The organism is Streptomyces sp. NEAU-174, assembly GCF_052665095.1.
The window spans coordinates 307,998-333,921 of the sequence record NZ_JBQTCE010000003.1; the positions used below are offsets into that span (position 1 = coordinate 307,998).

The 25,924-nt window shown below is 71.7% G+C and carries 23 protein-coding genes; 14 read left to right on the forward strand and 9 right to left on the reverse strand.

The genetic code is table 11. The annotated features are described in order from the left end of the window. Positions 1 to 26: 26 nt before the first annotated feature. The 3 genes from ACT2CW_RS10705 (at position 27) to pip (ending at position 3,024) form a co-directional block, all read left to right on the forward strand. Positions 27 to 1,169: a sensor histidine kinase gene (locus tag ACT2CW_RS10705; RefSeq protein WP_445516391.1), complete on the forward strand. Its 1,143-nt coding sequence runs from the start codon at positions 27 to 29 to the stop codon at positions 1,167 to 1,169. Then, positions 1,166 to 1,813, forward strand: coding sequence for a response regulator (locus ACT2CW_RS10710; protein WP_182470908.1), 648 nt, complete (start codon positions 1,166 to 1,168; stop codon positions 1,811 to 1,813). Before ACT2CW_RS10705 ends, ACT2CW_RS10710 begins: the two co-directional genes overlap by 4 nt. A gap of 191 nt (positions 1,814 to 2,004) precedes the next feature. Further along, positions 2,005 to 3,024: a prolyl aminopeptidase gene (pip, locus tag ACT2CW_RS10715; RefSeq protein WP_445516392.1), complete on the forward strand. Its 1,020-nt coding sequence runs from the start codon at positions 2,005 to 2,007 to the stop codon at positions 3,022 to 3,024. On the opposite strand, the gene ACT2CW_RS10720 is transcribed toward pip, so the two are convergent. After that, positions 3,005 to 3,343 carry a hypothetical protein gene (locus ACT2CW_RS10720; protein ID WP_445516393.1) on the reverse strand — a complete coding sequence of 113 codons (339 nt, stop codon included), beginning with the start codon at positions 3,341 to 3,343 and terminating at the stop codon, positions 3,005 to 3,007. The two genes, pip and ACT2CW_RS10720, sit on opposite strands and share 20 nt — an antisense overlap. Before the next feature lie 193 nt (positions 3,344 to 3,536). Further along, positions 3,537 to 4,406 (reverse strand): helix-turn-helix transcriptional regulator, encoded by an 870-nt coding sequence (locus ACT2CW_RS10725; RefSeq protein WP_164432948.1) that lies wholly within the window; start codon positions 4,404 to 4,406, stop codon positions 3,537 to 3,539. 175 nt (positions 4,407 to 4,581) lie between these two features. Here ACT2CW_RS10725 and ACT2CW_RS10730 point away from each other — a divergent pair, with 175 nt between their 5' ends. Further along, positions 4,582 to 6,039 (forward strand): aldehyde dehydrogenase family protein, encoded by a 1,458-nt coding sequence (locus ACT2CW_RS10730; RefSeq protein ID WP_445516394.1) that lies wholly within the window; start codon positions 4,582 to 4,584, stop codon positions 6,037 to 6,039. Between the two features lie 145 nt (positions 6,040 to 6,184). Here ACT2CW_RS10730 and ACT2CW_RS10735 read toward each other — a convergent pair whose 3' ends face one another. Both ACT2CW_RS10735 and ACT2CW_RS10740 read right to left on the reverse strand, forming a co-directional pair. Then, positions 6,185 to 6,370 (reverse strand): DUF397 domain-containing protein, encoded by a 186-nt coding sequence (locus tag ACT2CW_RS10735; protein WP_445516395.1) that lies wholly within the window; start codon positions 6,368 to 6,370, stop codon positions 6,185 to 6,187. Then, positions 6,367 to 7,293, reverse strand: a complete 927-nt coding sequence (locus tag ACT2CW_RS10740; protein WP_445516396.1) for a LysR family transcriptional regulator — start codon at positions 7,291 to 7,293, stop codon at positions 6,367 to 6,369. Before ACT2CW_RS10740 ends, ACT2CW_RS10735 begins: the two co-directional genes overlap by 4 nt. 118 nt (positions 7,294 to 7,411) lie before the next feature. Here ACT2CW_RS10740 and ACT2CW_RS10745 point away from each other — a divergent pair, with 118 nt between their 5' ends. Both ACT2CW_RS10745 and ACT2CW_RS10750 read left to right on the forward strand, forming a co-directional pair. Beyond that, positions 7,412 to 8,440 carry an alpha/beta fold hydrolase gene (locus tag ACT2CW_RS10745; RefSeq protein WP_445516397.1) on the forward strand — a complete coding sequence of 343 codons (1,029 nt, stop codon included), beginning with the start codon at positions 7,412 to 7,414 and terminating at the stop codon, positions 8,438 to 8,440. 33 nt (positions 8,441 to 8,473) lie between these two features. Next, positions 8,474 to 9,217, forward strand: a complete 744-nt coding sequence (locus ACT2CW_RS10750) for an SDR family oxidoreductase (protein ID WP_445516398.1) — start codon at positions 8,474 to 8,476, stop codon at positions 9,215 to 9,217. On the opposite strand, the gene ACT2CW_RS10755 is transcribed toward ACT2CW_RS10750, so the two are convergent. Further along, positions 9,198 to 9,383 (reverse strand): DUF397 domain-containing protein, encoded by a 186-nt coding sequence (locus ACT2CW_RS10755; RefSeq protein WP_445516399.1) that lies wholly within the window; start codon positions 9,381 to 9,383, stop codon positions 9,198 to 9,200. The two genes, ACT2CW_RS10750 and ACT2CW_RS10755, sit on opposite strands and share 20 nt — an antisense overlap. A gap of 3 nt (positions 9,384 to 9,386) precedes the next feature. Then, positions 9,387 to 10,268 carry a helix-turn-helix domain-containing protein gene (locus ACT2CW_RS10760; RefSeq protein ID WP_432049112.1) on the reverse strand — a complete coding sequence of 294 codons (882 nt, stop codon included), beginning with the start codon at positions 10,266 to 10,268 and terminating at the stop codon, positions 9,387 to 9,389. Between the two features lie 193 nt (positions 10,269 to 10,461). On the opposite strand from ACT2CW_RS10760, the gene ACT2CW_RS10765 reads away from it, so the two are divergent. The 3 genes from ACT2CW_RS10765 to ACT2CW_RS10775 are packed head-to-tail and all read left to right on the forward strand — an operon-like array spanning position 10,462 to position 13,054. Continuing rightward, positions 10,462 to 10,902 (forward strand): ATP-binding protein, encoded by a 441-nt coding sequence (locus ACT2CW_RS10765; RefSeq protein ID WP_445516400.1) that lies wholly within the window; start codon positions 10,462 to 10,464, stop codon positions 10,900 to 10,902. A 54-nt stretch (positions 10,903 to 10,956) separates the two neighbouring features. Continuing rightward, positions 10,957 to 11,565 carry an acyl-CoA-like ligand-binding transcription factor gene (locus tag ACT2CW_RS10770; RefSeq protein WP_164432938.1) on the forward strand — a complete coding sequence of 203 codons (609 nt, stop codon included), beginning with the start codon at positions 10,957 to 10,959 and terminating at the stop codon, positions 11,563 to 11,565. Positions 11,566 to 11,599: 34 nt separating this feature from the next. Continuing rightward, complete coding sequence (locus tag ACT2CW_RS10775) at positions 11,600 to 13,054, forward strand: FAD-dependent monooxygenase (protein ID WP_445516401.1); 1,455 nt, start codon at positions 11,600 to 11,602, stop codon at positions 13,052 to 13,054. A gap of 10 nt (positions 13,055 to 13,064) precedes the next feature. Here the strand turns inward: ACT2CW_RS10775 and ACT2CW_RS10780 are convergent, their stop codons facing one another. After that, a complete protein-coding gene (locus ACT2CW_RS10780; protein ID WP_445516402.1) occupies positions 13,065 to 13,853 on the reverse strand; it encodes a methyltransferase domain-containing protein in 789 nt (262 codons plus the stop codon). 201 nt (positions 13,854 to 14,054) lie between these two features. Here ACT2CW_RS10780 and ACT2CW_RS10785 point away from each other — a divergent pair, with 201 nt between their 5' ends. The 5 genes from ACT2CW_RS10785 to ACT2CW_RS10805 all read left to right on the forward strand — a co-directional run bounded on the left by ACT2CW_RS10785 (position 14,055) and on the right by ACT2CW_RS10805 (position 23,354). Further along, positions 14,055 to 16,175, forward strand: a complete 2,121-nt coding sequence (locus ACT2CW_RS10785; protein ID WP_445516403.1) for a glycosyltransferase — start codon at positions 14,055 to 14,057, stop codon at positions 16,173 to 16,175. Between the two features lie 157 nt (positions 16,176 to 16,332). Next, positions 16,333 to 17,643, forward strand: coding sequence for an LCP family protein (locus tag ACT2CW_RS10790; protein WP_445516404.1), 1,311 nt, complete (start codon positions 16,333 to 16,335; stop codon positions 17,641 to 17,643). Between the two features lie 103 nt (positions 17,644 to 17,746). Next, positions 17,747 to 18,643, forward strand: a complete 897-nt coding sequence (locus ACT2CW_RS10795; RefSeq protein WP_445516405.1) for a carbohydrate ABC transporter permease — start codon at positions 17,747 to 17,749, stop codon at positions 18,641 to 18,643. A gap of 69 nt (positions 18,644 to 18,712) precedes the next feature. Next, positions 18,713 to 19,075 (forward strand): effector-associated constant component EACC1, encoded by a 363-nt coding sequence (locus ACT2CW_RS10800; protein ID WP_182472023.1) that lies wholly within the window; start codon positions 18,713 to 18,715, stop codon positions 19,073 to 19,075. A 4-nt stretch (positions 19,076 to 19,079) separates the two neighbouring features. Then, the gene (locus ACT2CW_RS10805) at positions 19,080 to 23,354 is read left to right on the forward strand and encodes a caspase, EACC1-associated type (protein WP_445516406.1); all 4,275 of its coding nucleotides are present in this window, start codon (positions 19,080 to 19,082) and stop codon (positions 23,352 to 23,354) included. Positions 23,355 to 23,360: 6 nt separating this feature from the next. On the opposite strand, the gene ACT2CW_RS10810 is transcribed toward ACT2CW_RS10805, so the two are convergent. After that, complete coding sequence (locus ACT2CW_RS10810; RefSeq protein ID WP_445516407.1) at positions 23,361 to 24,593, reverse strand: hypothetical protein; 1,233 nt, start codon at positions 24,591 to 24,593, stop codon at positions 23,361 to 23,363. Then, positions 24,584 to 25,909 carry a hypothetical protein gene (locus tag ACT2CW_RS10815; protein ID WP_445516408.1) on the reverse strand — a complete coding sequence of 442 codons (1,326 nt, stop codon included), beginning with the start codon at positions 25,907 to 25,909 and terminating at the stop codon, positions 24,584 to 24,586. The genes ACT2CW_RS10810 and ACT2CW_RS10815 overlap by 10 nt, the downstream gene beginning before the upstream one ends. Positions 25,910 to 25,924: the final 15 nt, after the last annotated feature.

Sequence of the window (25,924 nt, forward strand, 5' to 3'; positions counted from 1 at the left end):
ACCGGCCGCGCGCCTACGATTTCGGCGTGAGCCGGAAGAAGAGCCTCCTGTGGGCCAGGTACGGGCGATACGGCCTGGTGCTGCTGCTGACAGGGGCCGCCGTCCAGAACGGCGCCGCGACCGTCGGCGGCCAGTACCTGACGGCGCGTACCGCGGGGGCGGTGGTGTGCGGGCTGGCCCTGCTCGTGCGCCGGCTTCCGTGGTTCCTCGCTCCGCTCCTGGCCACGGCCGCGACGGGGCTGGGGGGATGGCCGCTGCTGCCGCTGCTGTTGGTCGCGCTGTTCGACCTGGCCGCGCGGCGCCGCGCCGCGGTGGCCGTGGGCTGCGGCGCCGCCGCCCTGGCCGCCAACGCGGTGGCGCCGACCGCGGTCTCCCTGTGGACGCCACAGCAGTACGGCGCGAACCTGTTCCTGCTACTGGCGGTGGTGGGCGGACTGTGGATAGGCAGCCGCCGCCGCCTGGTGCAGGGGCTCAACGCCCAGGTCGAGCACCTGCGCATCGAGCGGGAACTGCGCGAGGAGAGTGCCCGGGCCGCCGAGCGCACCCGCATCGCCGCCGAGATGCACGACGTCCTGGCCCACCGCCTGAGCCTCATCGCCCTGCACACCGGGGTCCTGGCCACCAAGGCCGACACCCTGCCCGGCCCGGTCGCCGAACGCCTCACCCTGCTGCGCACCACCTCCACCCAGGCGCTGACCGACCTGCGCGATGTCCTCGGCGCCCTGCACGACCCGCACACCACGGCCGACTCCGCGCCCGCTCCCGTCCTGCGCGACGTACGGGAACTGGTCGAGCAGGCACGCACGGCCGGCCAGCAGGTCGACCTGACCGTCGAGGGGCAGCCGGAGCAGGCTCCCGCGGCGCACCGCCTGGCCGTTTACCGTCTGGTCCAGGAAGGTCTGACGAACGCCCGCAAGCACGCCTCGGGCGCCCCTGTGCGCGTCCGCCTCACCTACGATCCGCCCGCCACGCTCGTCGAGGTCACCAACAGCCCGGGCACCCCCGCCCCGGACACGGCCCCCTCCGGCTTCGGGCTGGTCGGCCTGAGGGAGCGGGTCAGCGCCCTCGGCGGACATCTGAACACCGGCCCCCACGGCGCCGGAAGCTGGCGGCTGGCCGCCCGCATCCCCCACCCCGCACCCATCGAGCAGAACGGCCCCCGCACATGATCCGCGCCATGATCGTCGACGATGACGCCCTGGTCCGTCTGGGCCTGGCCGACCTCCTCGACACGGACGACGGCATCGAGGTCGTCGCCCAGGCGAGCGACGGCGTCGAGGCCATTGAACGGGCCACCACCCACCGCGTGGACGTGGCACTGGTCGACGTCCGCATGCCACGTATGGACGGCATCACCGCCACCACCGGTCTGCGGGCCCTGCCCCACCCTCCGAAAGTCATCACCCTGACCACCTTCGACCTCGACGAATACGTCTACAACGCGCTCGCCGCCGGGGCCGACGGCTTCCTCCTCAAAGACACCGACCCCGCCGAGATCCTGCGCGCCGTCCACCTCGTCGCCACCGGCTCGGCCATGCTCCACCCCGCCGCGGCCCGCCGCCTCATCGACCGCTACCACCACGCCAACCGCCCCCAGGCGAGTGCCGCCCGCGCCCGCCTCGAAGCGCTCACACCCCGCGAACGCGATGTGCTGACGCTCCTGGCCAGGGGCGATACCAACGCCGACATCGCCACTGGCCTCGGCATGCGCGAAAGCACCGTCAAAGCCCACGTGAGCCGCGTCCTCACCGCGCTGGGCGTCACCAACCGCGTCCAGGCGGCCCTCCTGGCCCGCGACGCCGGTCTCACCTGACCGCGTGCTCAGGACCCGGGTCCGATCGGTCCCGGGCAGGCGGTCCCCGCTTCAAAGTCCTGCTGAACACGTAGCCGCCGAGGGGGCCACACGAGCTGAGGACAAATCAGGAGACGCCCTCCCGGCCGTCGACTAACCTCGCGAGGTTGCTCTTTCGCGCTTTCCGTTCGCGCCTTCAGGAGGAGACCGCCATGGCCGCCGAGCCGTTCCCGCCCGTCGAACCGTATGCGCACGGCCTCCTCGACGTCGGCGACGGAAACCGGATCTACTGGGAGACCAGCGGGAATCCCCGGGGGAAGGCGGCCCTGTGCGTGCACGGCGGCCCCGGCAGCGGAGGGCGGCGCAGCGCTCGCGGGATGTTCGATCCCGAGGTCTTCCGGATCGTCCTGTTCGATCAGCGTGGCTGCGGTGAGAGCCTGCCGCACGCCTCCGACCCGTCCGTCAGCCTCGATCACAACACCACCGACCACCTCATCGCCGACATGGAGCGGCTGCGCGCGCACTTGGGCATCGAGCGCTGGCTCCTCTACGGCGGCTCCTGGGGCTCGACGCTGATCCTCGCCTACGCCGAGCGCCACCCCGAGCGGGTCTCCGAGATCGTCATCGCGGGCGTCACCATGACCCGGCCGGAGGAGACCGACTGGCTCTACGGCGGGGTCGGACGCCTGCTGCCCGGCGCCTGGGAGGCGTTCCGCGACGCGGTGCCGGAGGCGGAGGCGGAGGCGGTGCGGGGCGGCGATCTCGTCGCGGCGTACAACCGGCTGGTGAACAGCCCGGACGAGGCGGTCAGGGTCAAGGCGGCGCGGGCCTGGTGCGCTTGGGAGGACGCCGTCATCGCCCACGAGGCACTGGGCAGTCCTGGCTACTACAGCGACAAGACCGACGACGCGCTGATGGCCTTCGTCCGGATCTGCGCGCACTACTTCGCCCATGACGCATGGCTCGAGGACGGACAACTCCTCCGCGACGCACACCGGTTGTCCGGCATCCCGGCGGTGCTGATCCACGGGCGACTCGACCTGGGCAGCCCGCTCAAGAGCGCGTGGGAGCTGGCCAAGGCCTGGCCGGACGCGGAGCTGAAGGTGATCGACGACTCGGGACACACGGGCAGTCCGACGATGCGGGGCGCGGTCCTGGAGGCGATCGCCCGTTTCGGCGGGACGCGGGACACGGTCCACCGCGACCGGGGGATCAGACAGAGGCGAGCTTGAGCAGTTCGTCCGTCAGGTCGGCGAGTCGACGACGATACGGGGGTGCGAGGGCCTCGGAGTGGGGAGGCGGCGTTTCCGTTTCGCCGTTGTAGAAGCGTCCGGTCACCGTGGCGAGTTCGGGATCGCTCACCAGGCGCGACGTGGCAGCCACCCCCTTCTCGACAGGCTCCTTGACGTCCACACCCGAGGCATGGGTCATGGCCGTGGCCATGAACGTCGCAGGGTGAAGTGAGTTCACGGTGACACCGGTGCCGGCGAGTTCCTCGGCCAGCGCGCGGCCAAGGCCGTCCGACGCTCCCGTGATGAGAATGGTCTTCATGCAAACGCCTTTCGGAGACGAGTGGTTGCACTCGCGAGGTGGTGAGGTGGTGAGGCAGCGTCGATGGCAGCGGCGGATGGCGCGCCAGGGACCGGACGGCCGGATGACGCGCTCCCCTGCGCCCTCCCCGTACGGCTGCCACAGCTGTCCAGGTCGCCCCGCCCGGGCATCCGACCGCACGAGAGGTGTGCGCCTACGGAGTTTCCGCGGGGAAAGAGGTGTGTACCGCGCTGATTCTGAGGAAGTCGAGTTGCTCCGCGGGCGGCGTGCCGGGGGCCGCGGTGTAGGTGACGATGCGCAGGTCCGACCGGGGGACGGTGAGGATGTCGCAGTCGAGGGTGAGGTCGCCGACCATGGGGTGGACGATCGTCTTGCGTTCGTGACCGAGCGCGCCGGCGGCGGTGCTCTGTGACCAAAGGTGCGCGAATCGGGTACTGCCGGTGGCGCATTCCCGCACCAGGCCGCGCAGGCGCGGGTCGTCAGGGTAGGCGCCTTGTGTGGCACGGAGGTCGGCGACGAGCGAGGACTCCATCGCGTCCTGGCCGCCTTCGGGCAGGATGGGCCAGCTCCCGAGGGTGCGTCCGGGCAGAAACGTGTCGCGTACGAGGTTGCGCTGATCCGCCGGGGCGTGCGTGGGGTCGCCGACGAGCGAGGACCACAGCGGTGTCCACGTGATCAGTGTCCAGTCCGCGGCGAAGACGGCCAGCGCCTTGTCGGTGAAGGCGGAGACCAGGCGCTGCACGCTCGGCGGGATGTGGGTCGAGATGCGTCCCGGCCCCGGCACCGGAAGGTGCGCGAGACGGTACAGATGGTCCCGTTCGGACTCCTCCAGCTGGAGCACGCGCGCCAGAGTCTCGGCGACCTGCTCGGAAGGCCGTGCGGACCGTCCCTGTTCCAGACGGACGAGGTAGTCCACCGAGAGACCGGCCAGCACGGCGAGCTCTTCGCGTCGCAGGCCCGGAGCCCGGCGCCTACCCGCTACAGGCAGGCCCACGGCGGCCGGATCGAGCCGGTCACGCCAGCGGCGCAGCGCCGTGCCGAGCGAGTTGGATTCTTTCGTCACCGCCTCAGTATCACCGTCCGGCCGAAAACGATGGTGGTACTGCGATTCCTCCCGTAGCGGAGGGCACTGGCCGGGACTTCCCTGGCGATGGACGGTGGACGCATCAAACAAGGCCGCTCGCCCGGACAGATCCGGGCGATGCGCTCCGCCGCTTTCCCGCAAGAGAGGCCCTTCGATGTCCACCACGCTGCCCGCACGCAATCTCATCAATGGAGAGTGGAGTGACAGCGGCTCAGTGCACGAGTCGATCAATCCCTCCACCGGAGAGGTCGTCGGCACCTTCGTCTCGGCCGGTCGCGCCGAGGCGGAAGCCGCGATCACGGCGGCGCGGACCGCCTTCGACACCACGGGCTGGTCGCGGGACGCGTCGCTGCGGTCCCGGGCGCTCAACGAACTGGCCGACCGGGTGGCCGAGCGCCTTCCGGACATGGCCCGGACGCTGGCCCGGGAGAACGGCAAGCTCCTCGCCCAGACGACCTGGGAAGTGACCTTGTCCGTGGAGTGGCTGCGCTACAGCGCCGCCGCCGCGCTCATGCAGATCGCCGGCCGGGCCGCCGAACCCACGCCGGGCCTGTACTTCCACTCGTCGCCCGAGCCGATGGGGGTCGCCGGAATCATCACACCGTGGAACTCCCCGGTGATCCTGCTGGTCCGCGCGCTCGGTCCGGCGATCGGCGCCGGCTGCACGGCGGTGCTGAAGATGCCCGGGCAGACCGCTCTGACCAACACGCTCTTCGCCGAGGCCGTAGCCGCCACCGAGTCCCTGCCCCCGGGTGTGGTGAATCTCGTGACGGAGGCGGGCAACGAGGTGGCGCCGCTCCTGGTGGAGTCCGCGGACGTCGACGTGCTCAGCTACACCGGCAGCACCCACGTCGGACGCGCCATCGCCGCCGCGGCCGCGAGCACACTCAAGCGCGCCAACCTCGAACTGGGGGGCAAGGCCCCGTTGGTCGTCTTCGACGACGCCGACCTGGATGTCGTGGTCCCCCAGCTGGTGACCAGCTCCATCGCGATGAACGGGCAGTTCTGCTGCACCGGCTCGCGCGTGCTGGCCCAGCGCGGCATCGCCGACGAGCTGCGGGCCCGGCTGGCCGCCGCGCTGGAGACGGTCAAGGTCGGGCCGGCCGAGGACCCCTCCAGCCAGTTGGGACCGCTCATCGACAAGGCCAGCGTCGCACGGGTCGACAAGATCGTCGAGGACGCGGTGGACTACGCCAAGGTCATCGTCAGGGGCGGGCCCGTCACCGACTCCGAGCTGGCCGGCGGCGCGTACTTCCGCCCGGCGCTGCTGGAGATGGAGCGGCTCGATGTGCCCCTCGTGCAGCAGGAAGTCTTCGGCCCGGTCCAGACCTTCGAGATCTTCGAGGACGAGGCCGACGCCGTTCGGCGGGCCAACGCCACCGAGTTCGGTCTGGCCGCGGCGGTGTTCACCGCCGATGACATCCGGGCCCGCCGCGTCGCGCGAGACCTGCGCTTCGGCAGCATCTGGCTCAACACCTGGGGCGTGATGTCCGAGCACTTCGAGCAGGGGGGCGTCAAGCAGAGCGGATACGGCATGCTGTGCGGCCCGTCGGCCATCACCGAGTTCCAGACCCTCAAGGCTTACTCCACCGCCGCACCGCACCCCGCGTAAAGCCCCATCGGGCCCTTCCGGCCCGCCCCCTCGCAGCCTGCGGCAAGGCCAGCGACTATCCGGAGGCGTCTGCGCCATCTGGTGGTGGCCTGGGCGACGTCTCCATGACCCGTGGTGCCCGCGGAAGCGGACACCACGGGCCCGCTCACGCCCCAGGGGCCGACCCGATCCACCCGTCGGCGAGGCCGACTCGGAAGACCGCCCAGGCGGCGGGGGTGAACCGGAGTATTCGACCCCCCGGGTCCTTGGAGTCGCGTATGGCCACGGCGCCGGGCACGCCACGATGCGGGACGCGATCCTGGAATCGATCGCCCGCTTCGGGGCCGGTCACACCGGGTCGCGAACCTGGGTGAGGGCGCCCCGGAGTGGTGCGGGGTGTCGTTCGGCGAGCAGGTCCAGGAACGCCTCGGTGGCCGCGCTGGGGCGCCGGGTCGAGGCGGTGGCGACGGTGAGCTGCCAGCGCAGTTCGTGGTCCGCGACGCCCACCGTGTCGAGGCCGGTCCGGTCGGGGACCAGGAAATGGCCGAGAAAGCCGATGCCCAGCCCCGCCCGGATGAAGTCGACGGCGGTGCCGACGTCCGCGACCTCTACGGATACTTCCCTCTCCACCCCCGCGGCGGCGAATGCCCGGTCGACCACGGTGCGATTGCCGAAGCCCGGCGGGGAGTCGATGAACGGGAACTCGGCCAGTCGCGCCAGTGGCACCCGGCCCGCCCCGGCCAGCGGATGTGAGTCGGCCACGTACACGACCATGGGTACGGTGGCCAGCAGCCGGGTGGTGAGATCGGCCGGTGACGGCCCGGGCAGGGAGAGGAAGGCGACGTCGAGCCGACCGTCGCGCAGCTGCTCCGCCAGGCCCGCCGATCCCGCCATGGCCGCTCGCAGCCGCACCGTGACACCGGGGTGCCGGGCGCGCAGCGCGGCCAGGAGCTCGGGCAGATCGACGAGGTCGATCGAGGTCTGGGTGCCGACCGTGACCGTGCCGTGCAAGGCGCCCTGTGTCCGGTGAACGGCGTCCTTGGCGGCGCGCGCGGCGTCGAGGGTCTCTCGCGCCCGGGGCAGGAAGGCGCGCCCGGCCGCCGTCAGGGTGACTTCCTGGGGGCTCCGGGTGAACAGGGCCGATCCCAGCTCCCGTTCCAGTGCCCTCACCGTCGCCGACACGCCTGACTGGACGACGTGCAGCGTCCTCGCCGCGCGGGTGAAGCTCCCGGTGTCGGCGACCGCGAGGAAGTACTCGAGATGGCGCAGTTCCACGCCGCCCATTATCACCAATCGTGCTGGGGCCCAGCAGCAGACATCGTTGGACGTGCTGGGCGCACCGGAGTGAGGGTGAGAAGACCGGCCCGAGCCAAGCCCTCCGGAGGAGACGTCGATGGACCATGAGTGGCGCTACACCGAGCTGCCCGTGCGGGCACGGCAGGCCATCGAGGGCTTCGTGCCGCCCGACGCCCTCGACGCCCTCGTGGCCCGGCGCCTTGAGCGCTACCCCGATGTGCGGCCGCGCCCCGCGGATCACGACGGGGACACCGAGGAGCTCGACGGGGCCGTGTTCACCCACCACTTCGCGGATGTCCCCGGCGACCACGAAACGGTCCGGTGGCACTACGTCGAGACCGGACCGGGAGCCGGGGAGCCCGTGGTGTTCCTGCACGGGATGCCCGACTCATGGTTCCTGTGGCACCACCAGATGGCCGCGCTGTCGGACTCGTACCGCTGCGTCGCGATCGACCTCAAAGGCTATGGGCAGTCGGAGAAGGGACGGGGCGACTACCGGCACTCCGGCGCGGCCGGGCAACTCGTCGCGCTGCTCGACGCGATCGGGGTGGATCGGTTCACCCTGGTCACCCACGACCGGGGCACCGTGCAGGGCGACCACATCGCCGCCGCCCATCCCGGACGAGTCCGCCACTATGTGCGCGGCGAGCAGCACCTCCACCACTTCCACCCCGACCTCGCCCCGCAGGACGACCTCCTCGCCGAGGCACCGTGGAGCGGGCTGATGGAGGACCCGAAACGGTTCGTCGTCTGGGCGTACGCCGCCGTCGGGAATCTGCCGGTGGCCGACGAGGACATGCGCCGCGTCATCCAGGAGTACTCATATCCCGGGATCACGCGCGCCGTCCCGCGCTACAACATGGCCTCCACCTTCCGCAAAGAGTGGATCGAGCGGCGCAGCGACCTGATCCCGCGCTGGCGCGCTCCGGTGACCCTGATGCAGGGCCGGGACTCACGCAGCCAGCCCCGCGAGTTCTACGCCGAGGCCGCCGAGCACATTCCCCATGCGGCCGGCGTCGAGGTCCGGTACGTCACCGGGGGGCACTTCTGGCCCCTGGAGAGCCCCGAGGAGACCAGCGCCACCCTGCGCGAGGTACTCCGCGTCCGACGATCACCGGCGTCCTGACCCTCGCCCCCCGACCTTCATGGAAGGACAACCATGGATCTGATGCTCAAAGGCCGGACCGCGATCGTCTGCGGCGCCTCGTCCGGGCTGGGGCTGGCCATAGCGGAACGCCTCTCCGGCGAGGGCGCCAACGTCGTCGCTGTCGCCCGGCGCCGGGCGAGCCTGGAGTCGGAGGCGCTGCGTATCGGCGCCGTTCCCCTGGTCGCCGACCTCTCCGAGGAGGGTGCGGCGGAACGGGTCGTCGAGCACACCGTCAGCCGCTTCGGCGGCGTCGACATCCTGGTGTGGAACACGGGAGGGCCGCGTCCGGGCAGCGCGCTGGAGATCGACGAGCACGCGGCGCACGACGCGTTCCGCACCCTGCTGCTGCCCCTGGTCCGTATGTTCGGCGCCGCCGTACCCCACCTACGGCGCAGCCCGTACGGCCGGATCGTCGCGGTGACGACGACCACGGTGAAGGAGCCGACGTCCCTGGTCGCGCTGTCCAACCTGATCCGCCCCGGGCTGACCGGATACCTCAAGACGCTGGCCAACGAACTGGCGCCGGACGGCATCGCGGTCAACTGCGTGGCGCCCGGCCGGATTCTGACGTCCCGGGTGCACGAGCTCTACCCGGACGGCGTGCCTGCCGACGCCACGGACGACATCCCCATGGGGCGGTTCGGCACACCGGACGAACTCGCGGCCGTCGTCTGCTTCCTCGCCACGCCGTTGGCCTCGTACGTCACGGGCACCACGATCGCCGTGGACGGCGGCCTCACCCGTTCGATGCTCTGAGGACACGCTGGAAGGCCGCCCAGGCGGCGGGGGTGAACCGGAGTATTCGACCCTCCGGGTCCTTGGAGTCGCGTACCGCCACGGCGCCGGGCACGTTCTTGGCCACCTCGACGCACTCTTCGTGTGCATTGCTGTAGCTCGACTTACGGAAGACGAAGGTTGTCACAGCTCACAGTCCCTTGATGAGCGCCCCGATGAAGGTTCGGGACTCGGCCTCAGGCAGCGCGCCCCGCGCAGTTTCCTCGAACAGTCTTACGTGCTGCGCCGCACCTTCGCCACCCTCGACCCACGCCGTTGAGAACGCCAATTCCTGGTACACCACGTCCATGGCGCCCGCCTCGGCGAACGAAAGAACGTTGAACGAGCCCGCGAGCGCTCGAATCATCCCGGCGCCAAAGGGAAGCACCTGAACCGTGACGTTGGGGCGCTCGCTCCAGTCGAGGAGGCTCGACAACTGCTCCCGCAACATCTGGGGCTCGGACGCTGGGATGCGCAGTGCCGCCTCCGCGATGACGGCCCAGAGGGAGAGCGGCTTGTCCCCGCAAAGTCTCTGCTGCCGGGCGACCCTGGAGGTGACCAACGCCTCAACCTGATCGGGCTGTTCACCCGGGTCCGCTGCGCGCCGCAACGACCGCATGTAGTCAGCGGTCTGGAGCAGTCCAGGAATGAACGACACCTGCCACGCCTTGACAGCCGTGGCCGCGCTCTCAAGCGGCACGTATTCCCGCATGGTCTTGGTGAGCGGGACGTCATTCCACCAGCCCTTCGCCTTGCGGCGTTCGCGGTCGATGCGCGCCAACTCCAAGAGGGCGCCGACAGTCGACGGATCGTTGGCGCCGTACAGCGCACACAGGGCGCGGATGTCCGGGTCCCGGATGGGAACCCACCCGCCCTCCATCTTCGCGACCTTGCCCGTCGAAGCGCTGAGCGCCTTCGCCGCGTGCGTCTGCGTCAGGCCCGCCTTGGTCCGGAGGCTCATCAGCTCGGCGCCCAGTCTCCTCCCCAAGACGCTGGATGTGCTGTTCCCTTGGGTGGACTGACCCTCTGTCACCGCGTACCTCTCCTCCGTGATGTGACGCCAGTCTGGAGCGTAGCGGGGCGCCTCGCAAGCGAGATCGGTTGAATTTTCCTCAGCAGAGTTGAACCGATCACCATCGCGGGGCTACGGTCCGTAATGAACCGCTCGCACAGGGACGTCAGTTGGCGGACGCACTCCGCCCTGCCCTGCCCACTGGAGGTACGCGATGGCATTCGCGCCCCAAGACCCCCGGATCCCGGACCCCAGCGACCCCGTCATCCAGGAGGGCCGCGTCGACTACGTCCCGACACCGATAAGCGTGACCAGGGCCCGCCGGCACGCCACACGACTCATCGCCGACTGGGGCCACCCCGCGCTCGCCGACGACACGGCACTCATCGTGTCGGAGCTGGCCACCAACGCCTTACGGCACGGGCACGTACCCGGGCGGCTCTTCCGCGTCGAGCTCACGCTCACCAAAACCCGTCTGCGGATCGCCGTATCCGACCCCCGGGGCGAGCGACTTCCCCGCCCCCGCCACCCGTCGCCCCGCGACAAGCACGGCCGGGGCCTGCTCATCGTCCGCGCCCTCGCCCACCGCTGGGGCGTCCGCGAACGCACCGTCGGCAAGGAAATCTGGGCCGAGCTGGACCTGGCAGCACCCTAAAACTTGCGGACCCCGCATATTTGCGGGGCACGCAATTTTTGCTACGCTCACCGCATGGGACTGCGAGAGCGGAAGAAGGCCCAGACGCATGCCGCGCTCAGCTGGGCCGCCGTGCGGCTGACCGTGGAGCGCGGGTTCGACAAGGTCAAGGTGGAGGACATCGCCGAGGCCGCCGGGGTCTCGCCGCGTACGTTCAACAACTACTTCTCGAGCAAGGCCGAGGCGATCGCGTTCCGCCACCTCGACCGCTGTCTGCGCGTCGCGGACGAGGTGCGCGAACGGCCGGGCGAGCCGCTGTGGGACGCGATCACCGGCTCCGTGCTGCGGCAGTTCGCGCCGGACGCGGAGGCGATCGCCCATCCGCCCGTCGCCGACGCGGCGCAGTGGACGGAGGGGGTGCGGGTGATGATCGCGGAACCGGCGCTCCGGGGCGAGATGTTGCGGGCCGGGGCCACCGCCGAGGCCGAGATCGCGGCGGCCGTCGCGGAACGTACCGGCGGCGACCTGGAGCGGGACCTGTATCCGCACCTGGTCGCCTCGGCGGTCATGGGCGCGGTCAACACCGCCATCGCCCACCATCTCCGCACCGACGCGGCCGTGCCGGTGAGCCGCCTGCTCACGGACGCCCTCGCCCGGATCGCGGCGGGGCTTTCCACCCCGTAAGTCCACTCAACCAACCCGCCCCGAAGGGGAATTCATGATCGAGGTCGTCATCGCAGGCGCCGGGCCCAACGGCCTGATGCTCGCCTGCGAACTCGCCCTGGCCGGTGTGCGCCCGGTCGTCCTGGAGCGCCTCACCGAACCAACCGACACACAGCGCGCGAACGGCCTCGTGGGCCAGGTCATCCGCATGCTCGACCGACGCGGACTGTACGAGCGGCTGACCGCTCCCGGCACCACCCCCGAACCCGCGCCCCGCTTCACCTTCGGCGCGTTCCCGCTCCACCTGGGCGACCTGCCGGACAACCCGCTCTACACGCTCCTGGTGCCGCAGCTACGGATCGAGCGCATGCTCGCCGAGCGCGCGGCGGAGCTGGGCGTCGACATCCGGCGCGGCCATGAGGTCATCGGCCTGACACAGGGCGAGAAGTCGGTGACGGTCGAGCTGCGCGAACAGGCCCCGATCGAGGCGGAGTTCGTGGTCGGCGCCGATGGCGGGCGCAGCGCGGTCCGTAAGCTCGCCGGGATCGACTTCCCCGGCGTGACGACGGACGACTCGGTGTCGCGCACCGGACATGTGGGCGTGTCCCCGGACGCGGTCGGTGCCGACGGCGGCCTGACCGTGCCCGGTTTCGGCGTCATACCGCCGTACCAGCATCTGCGGACCGAGCAGGGGCTGATCGCCTGGGCGCCGTCCCCGGACGGTGCCCACAAGCTGACCACCGTGGAATGGGGGCAGCCGGCCGAGGGCGAGGCATCGCTCGACGAGCTGCGGGCCAGCGCCCGCCGGGTGCTCGGCGCGGACATCGCCCTCTCCCCGCCGACCGGGCCGGGACCGCATCTGATGCGGCGGCTGTTCGGCGGCAACACCCGCATCGCCGAGCGATACCGCGCGGGCCGCGTCCTGCTGCTCGGCGACGCGGCGCATGTGCACTCGGCGATCGGCGGCCCGGGGCTCAACCTGGGCCTCCAGGACGCGGTGAACCTCGGCTGGAAGCTGGCCGCCGAGGTGCGCGGCCACGCGGCGGAGGGGCTGCTCGACACGTACGAGTCGGAGCGGCACCCGGCGGCGCGGCGGGTCGCCATGCACACCCAGGCGCAGTCGCTGCTGACCCGGCCGGGCGGCGATGTGACGGCGCTGCGCGAGCTGTTCGGCGAACTGCTGGACCAGCCCGCGACCCGGCGGCACCTCGCGGGGCTGCTCTCCGGCGCGGACATCACCTACGCCATGGGCCCGGCGACCGGCCCCCTCGTCGGCCACTGGGCGCCCGACCTCCCGGGCCTCCGCGACCTGACCCGCACCGCCCGCCCCCTCCTCCTGGACCCCACCGGCACCCTCGACCCGGGCCCCTGGTCACCCCACGTCGACACCGCGACCGTCCCCGGCCTCGACACCGCCCTGCTGCTCCGTCCCGACTGCTACATCGCCTGGCAGGGCACCACGGACGACGGTCTCCACGAGGCGCTGGGGATGTGGTTCCGGGCCGCCTGAGGCCGCCCGGCTACGCCTCCGCCACCACCACGTACAGCGTCGCCGAGGCGAAGAACGGGCCGTGGGCCAGGTGGTCCAGCCACTCGGCCGCCTGGGCCTCGGTGAAGTCTCCGGCCGCGACGGCACGGCGGGTGGTGCGCTCGAAACCGAAGACCCGGTCCGCCGCGCGGACATCGCGGAAGACCTGGGTGGCCGGGATGACCTCCGGCACCCGGAACCCGGCGTCGACGGCGAGCCGGGCGAGTTGGCGGCCGATGGCGGCGTTGCGGATCACCCGCTCGGTGACGTGGCGGGTGTAGGCGCGGGAGAGCGCCGGGTCGGGGTGGTCGACGACGAGGGTGTCCCAGTCGAGCTCGGCCATCACCAGCCGCCCGCCAGGGCGCAGGACCCGGTGGAACTCGGCGAGGGCGCGGACCGGGTCCTCCACCCACTGCAACACCCGGTCGGTGCGGGCGCGGTCCACCGAGGCGTCGTCCAGGGGGAGGGCGTGGACATCGGCCCGCCGCAGCTCGACGCCCGGACGCGCGGCGACGTGCGCCTCCGCCGCCGCGTCCAGCATCTCCTGGTCGCGGTCGACTCCGATGACCGTACCGCCGGGGGCCACCGCCTCGGCGAGGGCCGGGAGATCGGCGCCCGGGCCGCAGCCCGCGTCCAGGACGGACAGCCCGGCCCGGAGGTCGAGGGCGTCGAGCATCCGCGCCTTGTAGTCGCGCCCGGCGTCGCTCGCGGCGAACCGGGTGAGGTAGTCGGCGGACGCGGGCCTGGTGGTCTCGAAGACGGAGGGAACGGGAGAGGTCACCACGTCAGTCAAGCAGAGCCGACCCCGCGGAGGGCCCAGAACCGATCCCACGGAGGGCCCAGAGCCGACCCGCGGAGGCGGGCCTTCCGCGTGCCCACTACGCGATCCGGCCACGCGGTGGGGAGCGTCCCGGGAATTCTTATCCATTCACGCTGCTTCACCGGCTCCGCCGCGCACCCGACAACTACGGTGCGACCAACCATGTTTGAGGGCAACCGGTCGAAAAAACGCCAGGAACCACACCACCTGTCCCGGGGAGGTCGGCACAAGGCGGCCCGTGATCCGCGCGCGCACTGGCTGCTCCTTCTCCTCGTCCTTCCGGCCATGTTCGGCCTGCTGATGTTCCAGGGCTGGACCAACCACGAGGTCGACGCGGCGAAGGCGCGGCGGCCGTGCACCAGCCCGGTGCCGCGGGCGCTGGCCGACGGCGGGCCGGTGGTGCAGATCAACGGCGGCCGGGTGCGGACCGTGGGGATGCCCGCCGGGACGGTGGCGCTGACCTACGACGGCGGTCCTGACCCCGTCCAGACGCCGCGGCTGCTGGACCTGTTGCGCCGGTACGACGCGCGGGCCACGTTCTTCGTCTCCGGCGCCAAGGCGGCCCAGTACCCCGACCTCGTACGCCGGATCCGCGCCGAGGGCCATGAGATCGGGTCGAACACCTACACCGGCGCCGACATGGGCACGGCGTCCGCCAGCCGCTCCCGGATGGAGCTGTCGCTGACCGAGTCGGCGCTGGCGGGGTCCGTGGGGGTCCAGCCGAGGCTGCTGCGGCTGCCGCTGACCACCGATGTGGACACTCTGTGCGGCGACGAGTGGCAGGCGGCGCGGCGCGTGGCCGCCGAGGGCTATGCGCTGGTGGCCGCCGACCGGTCGGGCACGAAGCCCTCGCAGGGGATGGTCCGGCAGTTCAGCCAGACGGACACCGCGTACCAGGAGACGGAGAAGCTGCTCAAGGACCCGCGGGCCAAGAAGTTCACCACCGTGACCGGCGGGCTCGGTGTGCCCCCGGTCGACGTTCCGGTCTCCGGCCTGGAGCGCTGGGAGGGCAAGGCGCTGATCTGGGTCGCGGCCATCGGCCGGAGCTTTGTGTCCACCATGACGTGGGTGCTGGGGATCGCGGGGGCGCTGGGGGTGCTGCGGCTGCTGATGCTCGTGCTGTTCGCGCGTACCCATGTCCGGCGGCTCACCCGCTTCCCACCCGGGAAGCAGGTCAACGAGCCGGTGACGGTGCTCATCCCCGCGTACAACGAGGAGGCGGGCATCGAGGCCACCATCCGCTCGCTGCTCGCCTCCACCCATCAGCGGCTGCAAATCGTCGTGATCGACGACGGCTCGACGGACCGTACGGCCGACATCGCCGCGAGCGTCAACGACCGCCGGGTGCTGGTGGTCCGGCAGCCCAACGCGGGCAAGGCCGCCGCCCTCAACACCGGTCTGGTGCACACCAAGCACGACATCGTGGTGATGGTCGACGCTGACACCGTCTTCGAACCGGACGCCATCCACCAGCTCATCCAGCCGCTCGCCCACCCGGCCATCGGCGCGGTCAGCGGCAACACCAAGGTGGGCAACCGGCGCAGTCTGCTGGGCAGGTGGCAGCACCTGGAGTACGTCTTCGGGTTCAACCTCGACCGGCGGATGTTCGAGGTGCTGGAGTGCATGCCGACCGTGCCCGGCGCCATCGGGGCCTTCCGGCGGGACGCGGTGATGGGCGTCGGCGGGGTCAGCGAGGACACCCTCGCCGAGGACACCGACCTCACCATGGCGCTGTGGCGGGCGGGCTGGCGGGTGGTGTACGAGGAGACCGCCGTCGCCTGGACCGAGGTGCCCACCTCGCTGCGCCAGCTGTGGCGGCAGCGGTACCGCTGGGGGTACGGCACGCTCCAGGCCATGTGGAAACACCGCCGCGCGGTGATCTCCCTGGGCTCGGTGGGGCGGTTCGGCCGCCGGGGGCTCAGCTATCTCACCCTCTTCCAGGTGCTGCTGCCGCTGCTGGCGCCCGTGATCGACCTGTTCGCCCTGTACGGCGCGCTCTTCCTCGACCCGGCGGAGGCGGCCGGGGTGTGGTTCGGCTATCTCACCATCCAGGTGATCTGCGCCGGGTACGCGCTGCGGCTGGACGGGGAGCGGATGCGGGCGCTGTGGTCGCTGCCGTTCCAGCTCTTCGTCTACCGGCAGCTGATGTATCTGGTGGTCATCCAGTCCGTGGTCGCCCTCCTGCTCGGGACGCGGCTGCGGTGGCACCGCATCCAGCGCTCCGGGACGGCCGCGCAGGCGCTCGGCGCGGCACCCGCGCACCGGAGCCTGACATCGAGGTGACGTACGGAAGGGTGACGTACGACGGTCGTCGTACGACGGGGTGGCGTACGAGGGGGTGACGTACGGCGACCGGGTCCGCGTTCAACGCGGCGCCGAAGTTGTCATACCTCTATGAACGGACGGCGGGCGCCTCCGGCCGCTCGGCAGACTGCCGCACATGAGCGATCGGTTGGACGGGTGGGCCGCCGGGGACCCGCTGTCGGCGCGGGCCTGGGAGATGTCGACGGCGGACACGCAGAGCATCCCCGTGCAGGGGGCCCAGGGCATGCCGCCGGCAGGGCCGCAGGGTGTCCCCGCGCAGGGGCCGTCCGTGCCACCGGGTGTCCCCGCGCCCCATGGCGTCCACGCGCCCCACGGCGTCCCCACCAAACCGGCCCCCTACCGGACGGGCGACGAGAACCGCACCCCCGAGCCCGAGCCCGTACCCCCACCCGCGCCCACCCCCACCGTCCGGCGCCGCGCCCCCAAGGAGCCGCTCAGCCGGCGCCGCCGGATCGTCCGGCTGGCCGTCGTGGCGGTCTCCGCGCTGCTCCTCGCCTCCGGCAGCGCCTACGTCTGGGCCGACACCCAGCTCAACCGCGACGTCGACCTCGGCCGGGCACCGGACCGCCCACCGCCCGGCAAGGGCACCAACTACCTCATCGTGGGCTCCGACAGCCGGGAGGGCCTCTCGGCGGAGGCCAGGAAGAGCCTGCGCACCGGCTCGGCCGAGGGCCGCCGCACCGACTCGATGATGGTGCTGCACACCGGCTCCAACGGCACCACGATGATGAGCCTGCCGCGCGACTCCTGGGTGAACATCCCCGGTTACGTCCGCCCCGAGACCGGCAGGCGCTACAACCCGTCCCAGAACAAGCTGAACGCGGCCTACTCGATGGGCGGCCCCGATCTGCTCGTCTCGACCATCGAGCGCAACACGGGACTGCGCATCGACCACTACGCGGAGATCGGCTTCTCGGGGTTCGTGGACGTCGTGGACGCGGTCGGCGGCGTGCGGATGTGTGTGGACCGGGACATCAAGGACCCCAAGTCCGGGCTCGACCTGAAGAAGGGCTGCCAGAACCTCGACGGCGCGAAGGCGCTCGCGTTCGTCCGCCAGCGCAAGCAGGAGGCCAAGGGCGACCTGGGCCGCACCCAGAACCAGCAGAAGTTCCTGGCCGCGCTCGCCAAAAAGGCCGCCACACCGGGCGTCCTGGCCAACCCGTTCGCCGCCTTCCCGACCGTACGCGCGGGTCTGGACACGCTCATCGTGGACAAGGACATGGGCCTGCCGACCCTGATGTCCCTGTTCGAGGCGGTGAAGGGCGTCACCTCGGGCAACGGCAAGCAGCTCAACGTCCCGGTGTCCAACACCAACCTCCGGACCTCCAAGGGCAGCGCGGTGCAGTGGAACGTCACGCAGGCGCGGCGCCTGTTCGACCAGCTGCGGAACGACCAGCCGGTGACGATCGCCCCACCGACGCCGTAAGGACCGCGCAAGCGTCTTCCCCAACGCGAGTGGCACCCGGTTTCATGGACGGACGCTGATCGACTGCGCTCGCAAGCTCGCAAGCGCGCGAGGAGGTCCGAGGTTGTCCGCGCTCTCCGCCCGCCCCGCCCGCCCCTGGCCCCGCTCCGCCAAGAGCCGTACCGGCGGCCCCCGCTGGTCCCCCCGGTTGCGCCGCCGACTGGCCGCCGACGCCGCGCTGCTGGTCGTCGCCGCCGCGTTCCTGCTCCCGCTCGCCTGGCTGGTCCTGGCCTCGATCGACAACGATGCCACCCTGCGGGTCTCGGCGCCCGGCTCGCCCACGATGGACAACTTCTCGGCGGTGTGGACGGACGAGATCACCTTCACGCCGATGCTCAACAGCCTGCTCCTGTGCGGCGGCGCCACCGTCCTGACCGTCGCCTGCGCGGCCCTCGCCGCCTATCCCCTCTCCCGCTTCCGCTCCCGCGTGGTGCGCCCGTATCTGCTGACGGTGCTCTTCACCACCTGTCTGCCGATCACCGCGATCATGGTTCCGGTCTATGGACTCTTCGTCCAGGTGGACCTCATCGACACCATGTCCGGCACGGCCCTCTTCCTCGCCGCCTCCCAACTCCCGTTCGCCATCTGGCTGATGAAGAACTTCATGGACGGCGTGCCGGTGATCCTCGAGGAGGCGGCGTGGACCGACGGCGCGTCCTGGCTACAGAGCCTGACCCGGGTGATCCTCCCGCTGATGGGCCCGGGCATCACGGTCGTGATGATCTACAGCTTCATCATGATGTGGGGAAACTTCTTCGTCCCCTTCATGCTGCTGCTCTCCCCCGAGCAGCTCCCGGCGTCCGTCTCGATCTTCACCTTCTTCGGCAACTACGGCCAGGTGGTCTACGGCCAGCTGGCCGCCTTCTCGATCCTCTACTCCACGCCCGTGCTCCTGCTCTACGTCCTGATCTCCCGCCGTCTGGGCGGCGGCTTCGCCCTGGGCGGCGCCGTCAAGGGCTGACGGATCCGTGAGAAAATCCACTGCTACGGCCTGTGGTGGCAGGGGAGTTGGACGGGCGAGGGGGCGCAGGTGGAGTTCCGCATCGACACCGAGGACCAGGACGACGGCGGCGAGGCGCTGCCGTCGCTGTACCGGTGGCTCTACGGGGACGAGGCGCTGGAGCGTACGACCGAGGTGGAGCTGCGGGAGGCCGCACCGGAGGAAGGCGCCATGGGCGGCGCCTGGGACGTGGTGAACGTCGTGCTCACCCACGCCACCGCGCTGGCCAACCTCGCGCTGGCACTGGCCGCATGGCGTCAGAACCACCCGTCCGCGCCCCCGCTGAACGCCCACGCGAACGGGACGACGGTCACCGTGCACACGGACGACCCGGAGGCGGTGCGCCGGCTGCTGGAGGCGCTGCACTCCCCCGACTCCGGTGCGGAGGGCTGAGGCCGTGCGGCTGCCGGACCCGGCCACCTCACGGGCGGTGCTGATCGGCGTCCACGCGTTCGAACACCTCAAGGACCTGCCCGCCGTCGAGAACAACATCAACCGGCTGTACGACGCGCTGACCGATCCCGAGCTGTGGGGGCTCCCCAAGGAGCACTGCCGGAAGATCCTCCAACCGCGATTCGGCCAAGAGGTGATCGGAGCGCTCGCGCAGGCGGCCGACGAGGCGAAGGACACCCTCTTCGTCTACTACGCCGGTCACGGACTGCTCGACAAGCAGGTCACGAACGCCTCGGACCGGCTCTGTCTGGCGCTCCCGGACGCCGACCACGACGCCCAGCTGTACTGGGCGCTGCGCTACAAGGACGTACGGGAGAAGGTCCAGCAGCCGCGGCGGGCCCGCCGCAAGGTGGTCGTGCTCGACTGCTGCTTCAGCGGCCAGGCCGCCGTCGCCATGGGCCCGTCGGACCTCCATGACGAGGCCGAGATCGAGGGCGCGTACGTCCTCACCTCCTCCGGGGCCAACGCCCCGTCGTACGCCCGGCCGGGCGCGGAGCTGACCGACTTCACCGGTGAGCTGCTGGCACTGATCGAGGGGGGCGTGGCGGGCGGGCCGGAGCTGCTCACCGTCGACGACCTCTACCAGGGAGTCCGGCGGGCCGCCGCCCACAAGGGCCTGGCCAAACCGCACAAGCTGGCCACCGACCAGGCCGACCGGGTCACGCTGGTGCGCAACCGCCGCTGGGCCCCGGAGCTGCCCCCGGCCTCCCCCGCCGCCGTCGAGGGCGCCGCGCCCGTCGGGCGGCTGAGCCGGTACGACCTGGACCGGCTGATCGAGGCCCAGAAGAAGGAGGCGGCCAGCTTCCCGTACAAGGACCTGCTGGACGGGCCTCGCCGCCCCCGCTTCACCGAGGTCTACGTACGCCAGCAGATGACCGCCCAGGGCCTGGACGCCGAGCACCACGGCGACGGCATGCCGGAGCCGTCCCGGCCCGGTGAATGGTCCCGGTCGCGGGAGCGCGAGGAGCGGCGGGCCGAGGCCGGTGCCCCGGCCCTGGAGGGCAAGCAGGACCGCCGGGTGTCCCAGTCTCTGAGGTCCGTCCTGGAGTCGCCGGAGCATCTGCTGATCACCGGCGGCCCCGGCATGGGCAAGTCGTCGCTGATCAGCCAGCTGCCCCGGGACCTGCCCAAGGACGCGGTGCCGATCCGCGTCACGGCCAGGCGCCTCGCCCCGCACGCGCTCAGCCACCGGCCCTGGCAGGAGGCGATCGCCGCCTCGGTCGAGAAGGGCATGCTCCCCGCCGGCCTTGACCGGCTTCCGGACCGGCCCACTCCGGACGGGCGGTGGGTGATCCTCATCGACGCGCTCGACGAGGTCTCCGACATCGGGGCCCGGGACCGGCTCGTGGACTGGGTGGACGGCATCCTGGGCCCGCCGCGCGACCTGCCGTTCCGGCTGATCCTCACCAGCCGCCCGCCGACCCCGGCCGACCGCGACAAGCTGATCCGCGCGGGCATGGCGCACTACACCCTGGAGCCGTTCACCGCGGACGGCCTGGAACGCTTCGCGGCGGGCTGGTTCCACGACGCCCCGGTCCCGGGGCAGGCGGAGCGGTTCCTGGCCCAGCTCCGCGAGGGCCATCTGCTGGACGTGGCCAAGGTGCCGCTGCTGGCCACCATCGCGGCGATCGTCTTCGAGAACTCCCCGGACAAGCCGCTGCCCAAGCAGCGCTTCGACCTGTACGAGGAGTTCCTGACGCATCTGGCGGAGGGGCGCGGCAGGCGGGTGAAGGAGGGTCTGCTGACCCAGCTGGAGGATCTGCCGAACAGCGAACGGCTGGTGGGCGAGATCCGGCAGCGGCGATCCGAGCTGGGCAGGCGGCTCGCCGTGGCGGCGTCCCGGGGCGAGACGGACCTGCTGGGCCAGGCCGAGACCTGGACGCGGCAGCTCGCCAAGGAACTGGACGTGGCCATTCCACGCACTCCCCGATGGCGCAAGACCCTGTTCGCGCTCGCCGAATACACCGGTCTGGTCACCCGGGACGGGGACAACGTCCGCTTCTGGCACCTGTCGTTCGCCGAGCATCTGGCGGCGGAGGTCCACGAGGCGGAGCTGCCGGGGGTGTTCGATCCGGAGGCGGAGGTCTGGGCCGGGTGGCTGGACCGGATCTTCGACGGCACCGGCCAGGAGGAGGTCGCCCGGCTCGTCCTGGTCCGGCACACCCACAACCACCCGGACAGCGCCCTCCTCCCCTGGCTCCAGCAGCGTACGGATCGCCATCAGGCGCTGGTGGGCGAGCTGCTGCTGCGTGGCGCACAGGCCGCCGGGCCGGTACTCAAGACGTTCTGCACGATGCTCCGGCGCGTGCTCATCCTGTCGGCGGACGAACGCGACGACGTGCTCACCACGGCGGCGCTCCTCGGCGATCCCGAGGTCTCGGCCACACTCGTCCAGGTCATGGAGGACGACGCGGTCGCCACCACCGGCCGCGTCGTAGCGGCCCAGTTGCTCAGCGAGCGCAGCGAGGCCACGGCGCGGACCGCCGTGGACCACCTGTGGACCGTGATCGACAACCCGCACATCCCGGACATGGACCGGGTGCGCGCGGCGTCGGCGGTCGCCCGGTCCCAGCACCCTTCGCGTGACCGGGCGGCCGAGGCGCTGCTGGCGACGGCCCGTGACGACCGGATCGACTTCTCCCAACGCCGAACGGCGGCGGAGGCCCTGGCGAACCTCGGCGGCGACCGCCTCGCACAGGCACAAGGCTGCCTGATCGACCTGATGCAGAATCCTGGTGCTTCCGCCCAGCATCTCGTGCCACTCGCGGAGACCCTCGCCAAGCTGTCCCCCGTCGCGTCCGCCGATGCCCTGTCGGCCTTGGAAACACTCGCCGAGGACCCGGCGACCACCGTCTCCAACCGGATCGACCTGCTGCGCGTCATTCCCCTGCTGGACCCTGGCCGCGGACCACGATCCCTCGATGTGCTCGAGGACCTGATGACGTCGGGCAAGGTCACCGCCGGTTCCCGGGCGAAGGCGGCCCAGACGCTGGCCGCGATCGCACCGGGCCAGAGCGATCTGGCCGTGGACGTGCTGTGGAACCTGGTGCGGAATACCCGCCTCGACATATACGACCGCATGGACGCGGCGGAACGGCTCGCGGATCTGGATGCCACCCATCGGGTCGAGGTGGCCGAGGAGTTGTTCCGGCTGGCGCAGTCCCCACACTGCCCCACGAACAGCAGGATCGACCCGGCGGTGAAGTCCGCTTCGCTGGCACCCCGGACACGGGACCGCTGTCTGGCGCTGCTCGCCTCGATCGCGGCCGATTCCGCGCACGACTGGGACGAGCGGCTTCGCGCGGTCTCGAACCTGAGCGAGATGGATCCGCAGAACCTGGAACGGGTGGTCCCCGTTCTGGAGGACGCCCTGAGTGCGCCGGGGGTGAGACCCCGCGAACGGGCGAAGGCCGCCGACTACCTCGGAAGGCTCAGTGACGCCCACCGAACGCGTGTCGTCGGCATCCTGCTCGAACGCATGTCGTCAGCGGAGTCGGGACGCAAGGAATCCTGGGAGCTCGCCGAGACGTTGGCGCTGCTCGCTCCGGAGCACACCGAGGAGGCGGAGGCGGCCCTCACCCGGGCATTGGAGTCCCCTTTCCTCGGCGCGAGCGAGCGCGAGGAAGCCGCGCGTTCCCTCGTCCGCGTCGCACCGCACACACAGCCCCGCGTCGTCGAAACGCTGCTGAGCCAGGCAGCCGCGGAGCCGGACGCGTTCTACGTGTGGTGGATGGCCACCTCCGCGGTCGAAATCGACCCGGGTCAGCGCGAAGCCGCGGCCCGCATCCTGCGGTCCCGGCTGACCGGGCTCGCCACGCGTTCGGACGGAAACCGCTGGGCCGCGAGGGGGCTGACCGAGTTGGGCGGTGCCCAGGAGCGCGCCGAACTCATCCGCCTCTTTCAGGCCCGGGTCACCGAAGCCGCCACTACCGAGGTACGTCTGGCGGCGGCGGACGACCTCGCGACGATCGACCCCAGGGCACTGGAGGCCGTGGTGGACGCCCTGGTGGCCATCGCCACCGATGACTCGTGCCCGGCGCCGTACCGCGTCCAGGCGGCCGCCCGGATCGGCGGGATCGGCCGGGCCCATCACGAGGCGGCCCGGAGGTTTCTGGAGTCGATCGTCGCCGACGAACTCTGCGATGCGAAGGACCGGGAGAAGGCTCAGCACGAGCTCCAGAACCTCCACAACGTCCCGCCGCCCCTCGCCCCTGCCTGACCGGACTCAGCCGCCCGGCAGGGTCGGCGCGGCGCAGCCGTGGTGTTTGGCCGAGGCGGCGGCGAAGGCCGCCAGGGCGGCGCGTTCGTAGGCGAGGTCGGGGCGGCGGCGGGTCTCGCCGTCGGCGGCGTCGGCGCGGATGAGGTAGAGGGCGGACTCGGCGCCGCGCGGGCAGGTGGCGCCGGCCCAGTAGGCGCTCCGGCCGAGCCGCCCGGCGGGCTTCTCGGCGGGGGTCACGTTCTCGTAGTCGTAGTCCCGGGTGTACTGGGAGCGGGCGTCCTCCGCGTAGGGGCCGTAGTACGCCTCCAGCCGGTAGAGCGGTGAGCCGTCCCGGGTGCCGAGGACGCAAGCCTCGCGCGGTGCGCGGTCACGGGCGGTCTCGCGGGCGGTGGAGACGGCGGAGCGGGACGCGGTGGGGACGGCCGCGCACGTGCCCTTGGCGCCGAGCAGCGGCTCGTACTCGTCCTCGTTCACCGGCAGGCCGACGGTGCGCACCGGCTTGCCCAGGCGCGCGCCGCAGCCCCAGTGGTCGTTGGCCGCCTCGGCGGTCGCGGTGGCGGTGCGGACGAAGTCGGGGCGGACGGCGGGGTCGTCGAGGGTGGCCGCGCCGCGCAGCGCGGTCTCGACGGTGATCAGCAGACTGTCGCCGCGCCGGGCGCAGTCGAGCAGTACGGCGGTGGTGGCCGTGCCGTCCTCGGCGTCGTCCAGCCGTGCGGTGTCGGTGGCGAACAGGCCGGACCAGCCGTGGCCGAGGGGGACGGGGAGCGTGCGGCGGGTGGGTACGGCGGTGTAGAGGTCGTCGTATCCGTACTCGGCGCGGGGGCGGGGCGAACCCGCGATGGAGACGGCGATGTGGCCGGTGTCCTCGGCGGTGATCCGGCAGTGGACGGAGAGGGAGTTGGCCCGCCTGGCGCTGTTCTTGGCGCTCTCGCCGCTCTCGCCGCTTCCGTCGCTCTTGGCGCTTCCGTCGCTCTTGGCGCTCCCGCCGGTCTCGTCGCTCCCGGAGGCCGTCTTGCCGAAGGAGCCCTCGGTGCGGTTCGTGACGTCCAGTTCGGTGTCGTCGCCGAGCACCTCGCGTACCTCGCCCACCGGAAGCACCCCGTCGCAGGCCCCCTCCAGCGCCCGGTCCTCGCTGCCCGCGAACCAGACGAACGCTCCGGCGAGGGCGGCGAGCGCCACCGCCATGGCCACCAGGGCGCGGAGCCGGCGCCGGGTGAGTGCGGGTCGGGTCAGTGCCACTGCTCGACCTCCCCGAGCACCTTGGTGTCGCGGCACTTCGCGGACGCGGGCCAGCCGTCGTCGGCGTCGAGATAGCGGTCCAGGACCGTACGTGCGGCGGTGGAGAGTCTGGCGCGGTCCTTGCCGCCGATGACGGCCGTCTCGCCGTCCTCGAGCCGGATCTCGGGGAGGACGGCCACCCGGTGGTAGGTGGTGCGGCCGCCGCACACCGACCGGGCCCACAGGGCGAGTTGGGGCCGCCCGGCGTAGGACGAGACGCGGTCCTCCTGCCGCACACCACGATCAGCGTCCGTCTCGGAACCGGCCTCGGAGGGGCGCTCGTCGTCCTCCGCTCCCCACCCGGGCACATGACCCTCGCGTTCGTAGGAGTCGTACGCCGACCGGCCGAGGATCCCCGACCAGCTGGCCGCCTCGACCTCGGTGACCTGCCACTGCTTCGGGCGTGGGCGCTCACCCGCGTTCTTCTCCGCGTCCCACTCCCCGGCGCAGGCGCTCAGGCCGGTGGACTCCTGGAGATCGCCGAGGGTGGTCCAGGAGCCGGAGGCGACACCGGGGAGCGAGGAGCCGTCGATCCACTCGCATTTGCGCAGGCCCTGGCCGGGCGCGCCATGGGTCTCGTCCGTGTCCACCACGGCGGTGGGCGTCGTGAGCGGGCCGGAGCCGCAGTGCTGGGCCTTGGTGAGGGCGTTGGCCACGTGTACGGCGGTACGGAAGCCGAGGAGCGCGGTGGCGCGGTCCGGCTTGCCGCTCCCCTCCGTGGCGTCATCTGCCGAGTCGGTCCCGTCAGTCCCCTCGGTCCCGTCCGTCACCCGGGCCGTCACATACAGATCGGTCGTGGGCCGGACCCGGCCGCCGAGCCCGCCCAGGCAGTCGGCCACCAGCCAGGCGCCCCGCTTCCCGTACTGGCCGGTGGTGCCCGGCGCCACGAAGGTGCCATGGCCTCCGGCCGGTTCGAGCAGGTCCCGGGTCTCGACGGCCTCGGGCACATCGGAGACCAGCGCCTCGGCGTGGACCGTGACCCCGTGGCCGTCGCCCCACGACAGCGAGCAGTCCAGCAGCGAGCGGCTCTCCTGGCCGGGGGCGAGCATCGTGCCGTGCTGTCTGAGCTCGCCCGGCCGCTCGTCACGCACCAGCCGTTCGAGGTCCCCGTACGGCAGGGTGCCGTCGCAGGCCTTCCTCAACTGGGCCCGGTTGGCGGCGAGATGGCCGCCGCCGCTGTCCCGGGTCGCGAGGACGGCCCCCGCGATCCCCACGACCGCCATCAGTACGACAAGGGGCGTGCGGCGCTGCCACACACGGCCCCATAAACCACGCATCCCGCCCGTAACTCC

What these genes read in the sequence shown, in the direction of transcription:
- ACT2CW_RS10710 (WP_182470908.1), top strand. Translation starts at nt 1,166, where the DNA reads ATGATCCGCGCCATGATCGTCGACGATGACGCCCTGGTCCGTCTGGGC.
- pip (WP_445516392.1), top strand. Translation starts at nt 2,005, where the DNA reads ATGGCCGCCGAGCCGTTCCCGCCCGTCGAACCGTATGCGCACGGCCTC.
- ACT2CW_RS10720 (WP_445516393.1), bottom strand. Translation starts at nt 3,343, where the DNA reads ATGAAGACCATTCTCATCACGGGAGCGTCGGACGGCCTTGGCCGCGCG.
- ACT2CW_RS10730 (WP_445516394.1), top strand. Translation starts at nt 4,582, where the DNA reads ATGTCCACCACGCTGCCCGCACGCAATCTCATCAATGGAGAGTGGAGT.
- ACT2CW_RS10745 (WP_445516397.1), top strand. Translation starts at nt 7,412, where the DNA reads ATGGACCATGAGTGGCGCTACACCGAGCTGCCCGTGCGGGCACGGCAG.
- ACT2CW_RS10750 (WP_445516398.1), top strand. Translation starts at nt 8,474, where the DNA reads ATGGATCTGATGCTCAAAGGCCGGACCGCGATCGTCTGCGGCGCCTCG.
- ACT2CW_RS10765 (WP_445516400.1), top strand. Translation starts at nt 10,462, where the DNA reads ATGGCATTCGCGCCCCAAGACCCCCGGATCCCGGACCCCAGCGACCCC.
- ACT2CW_RS10770 (WP_164432938.1), top strand. Translation starts at nt 10,957, where the DNA reads ATGGGACTGCGAGAGCGGAAGAAGGCCCAGACGCATGCCGCGCTCAGC.
- ACT2CW_RS10775 (WP_445516401.1), top strand. Translation starts at nt 11,600, where the DNA reads ATGATCGAGGTCGTCATCGCAGGCGCCGGGCCCAACGGCCTGATGCTC.
- ACT2CW_RS10785 (WP_445516403.1), top strand. Translation starts at nt 14,055, where the DNA reads ATGTTTGAGGGCAACCGGTCGAAAAAACGCCAGGAACCACACCACCTG.
- ACT2CW_RS10790 (WP_445516404.1), top strand. Translation starts at nt 16,333, where the DNA reads ATGAGCGATCGGTTGGACGGGTGGGCCGCCGGGGACCCGCTGTCGGCG.
- ACT2CW_RS10815 (WP_445516408.1), bottom strand. Translation starts at nt 25,909, where the DNA reads ATGCGTGGTTTATGGGGCCGTGTGTGGCAGCGCCGCACGCCCCTTGTC.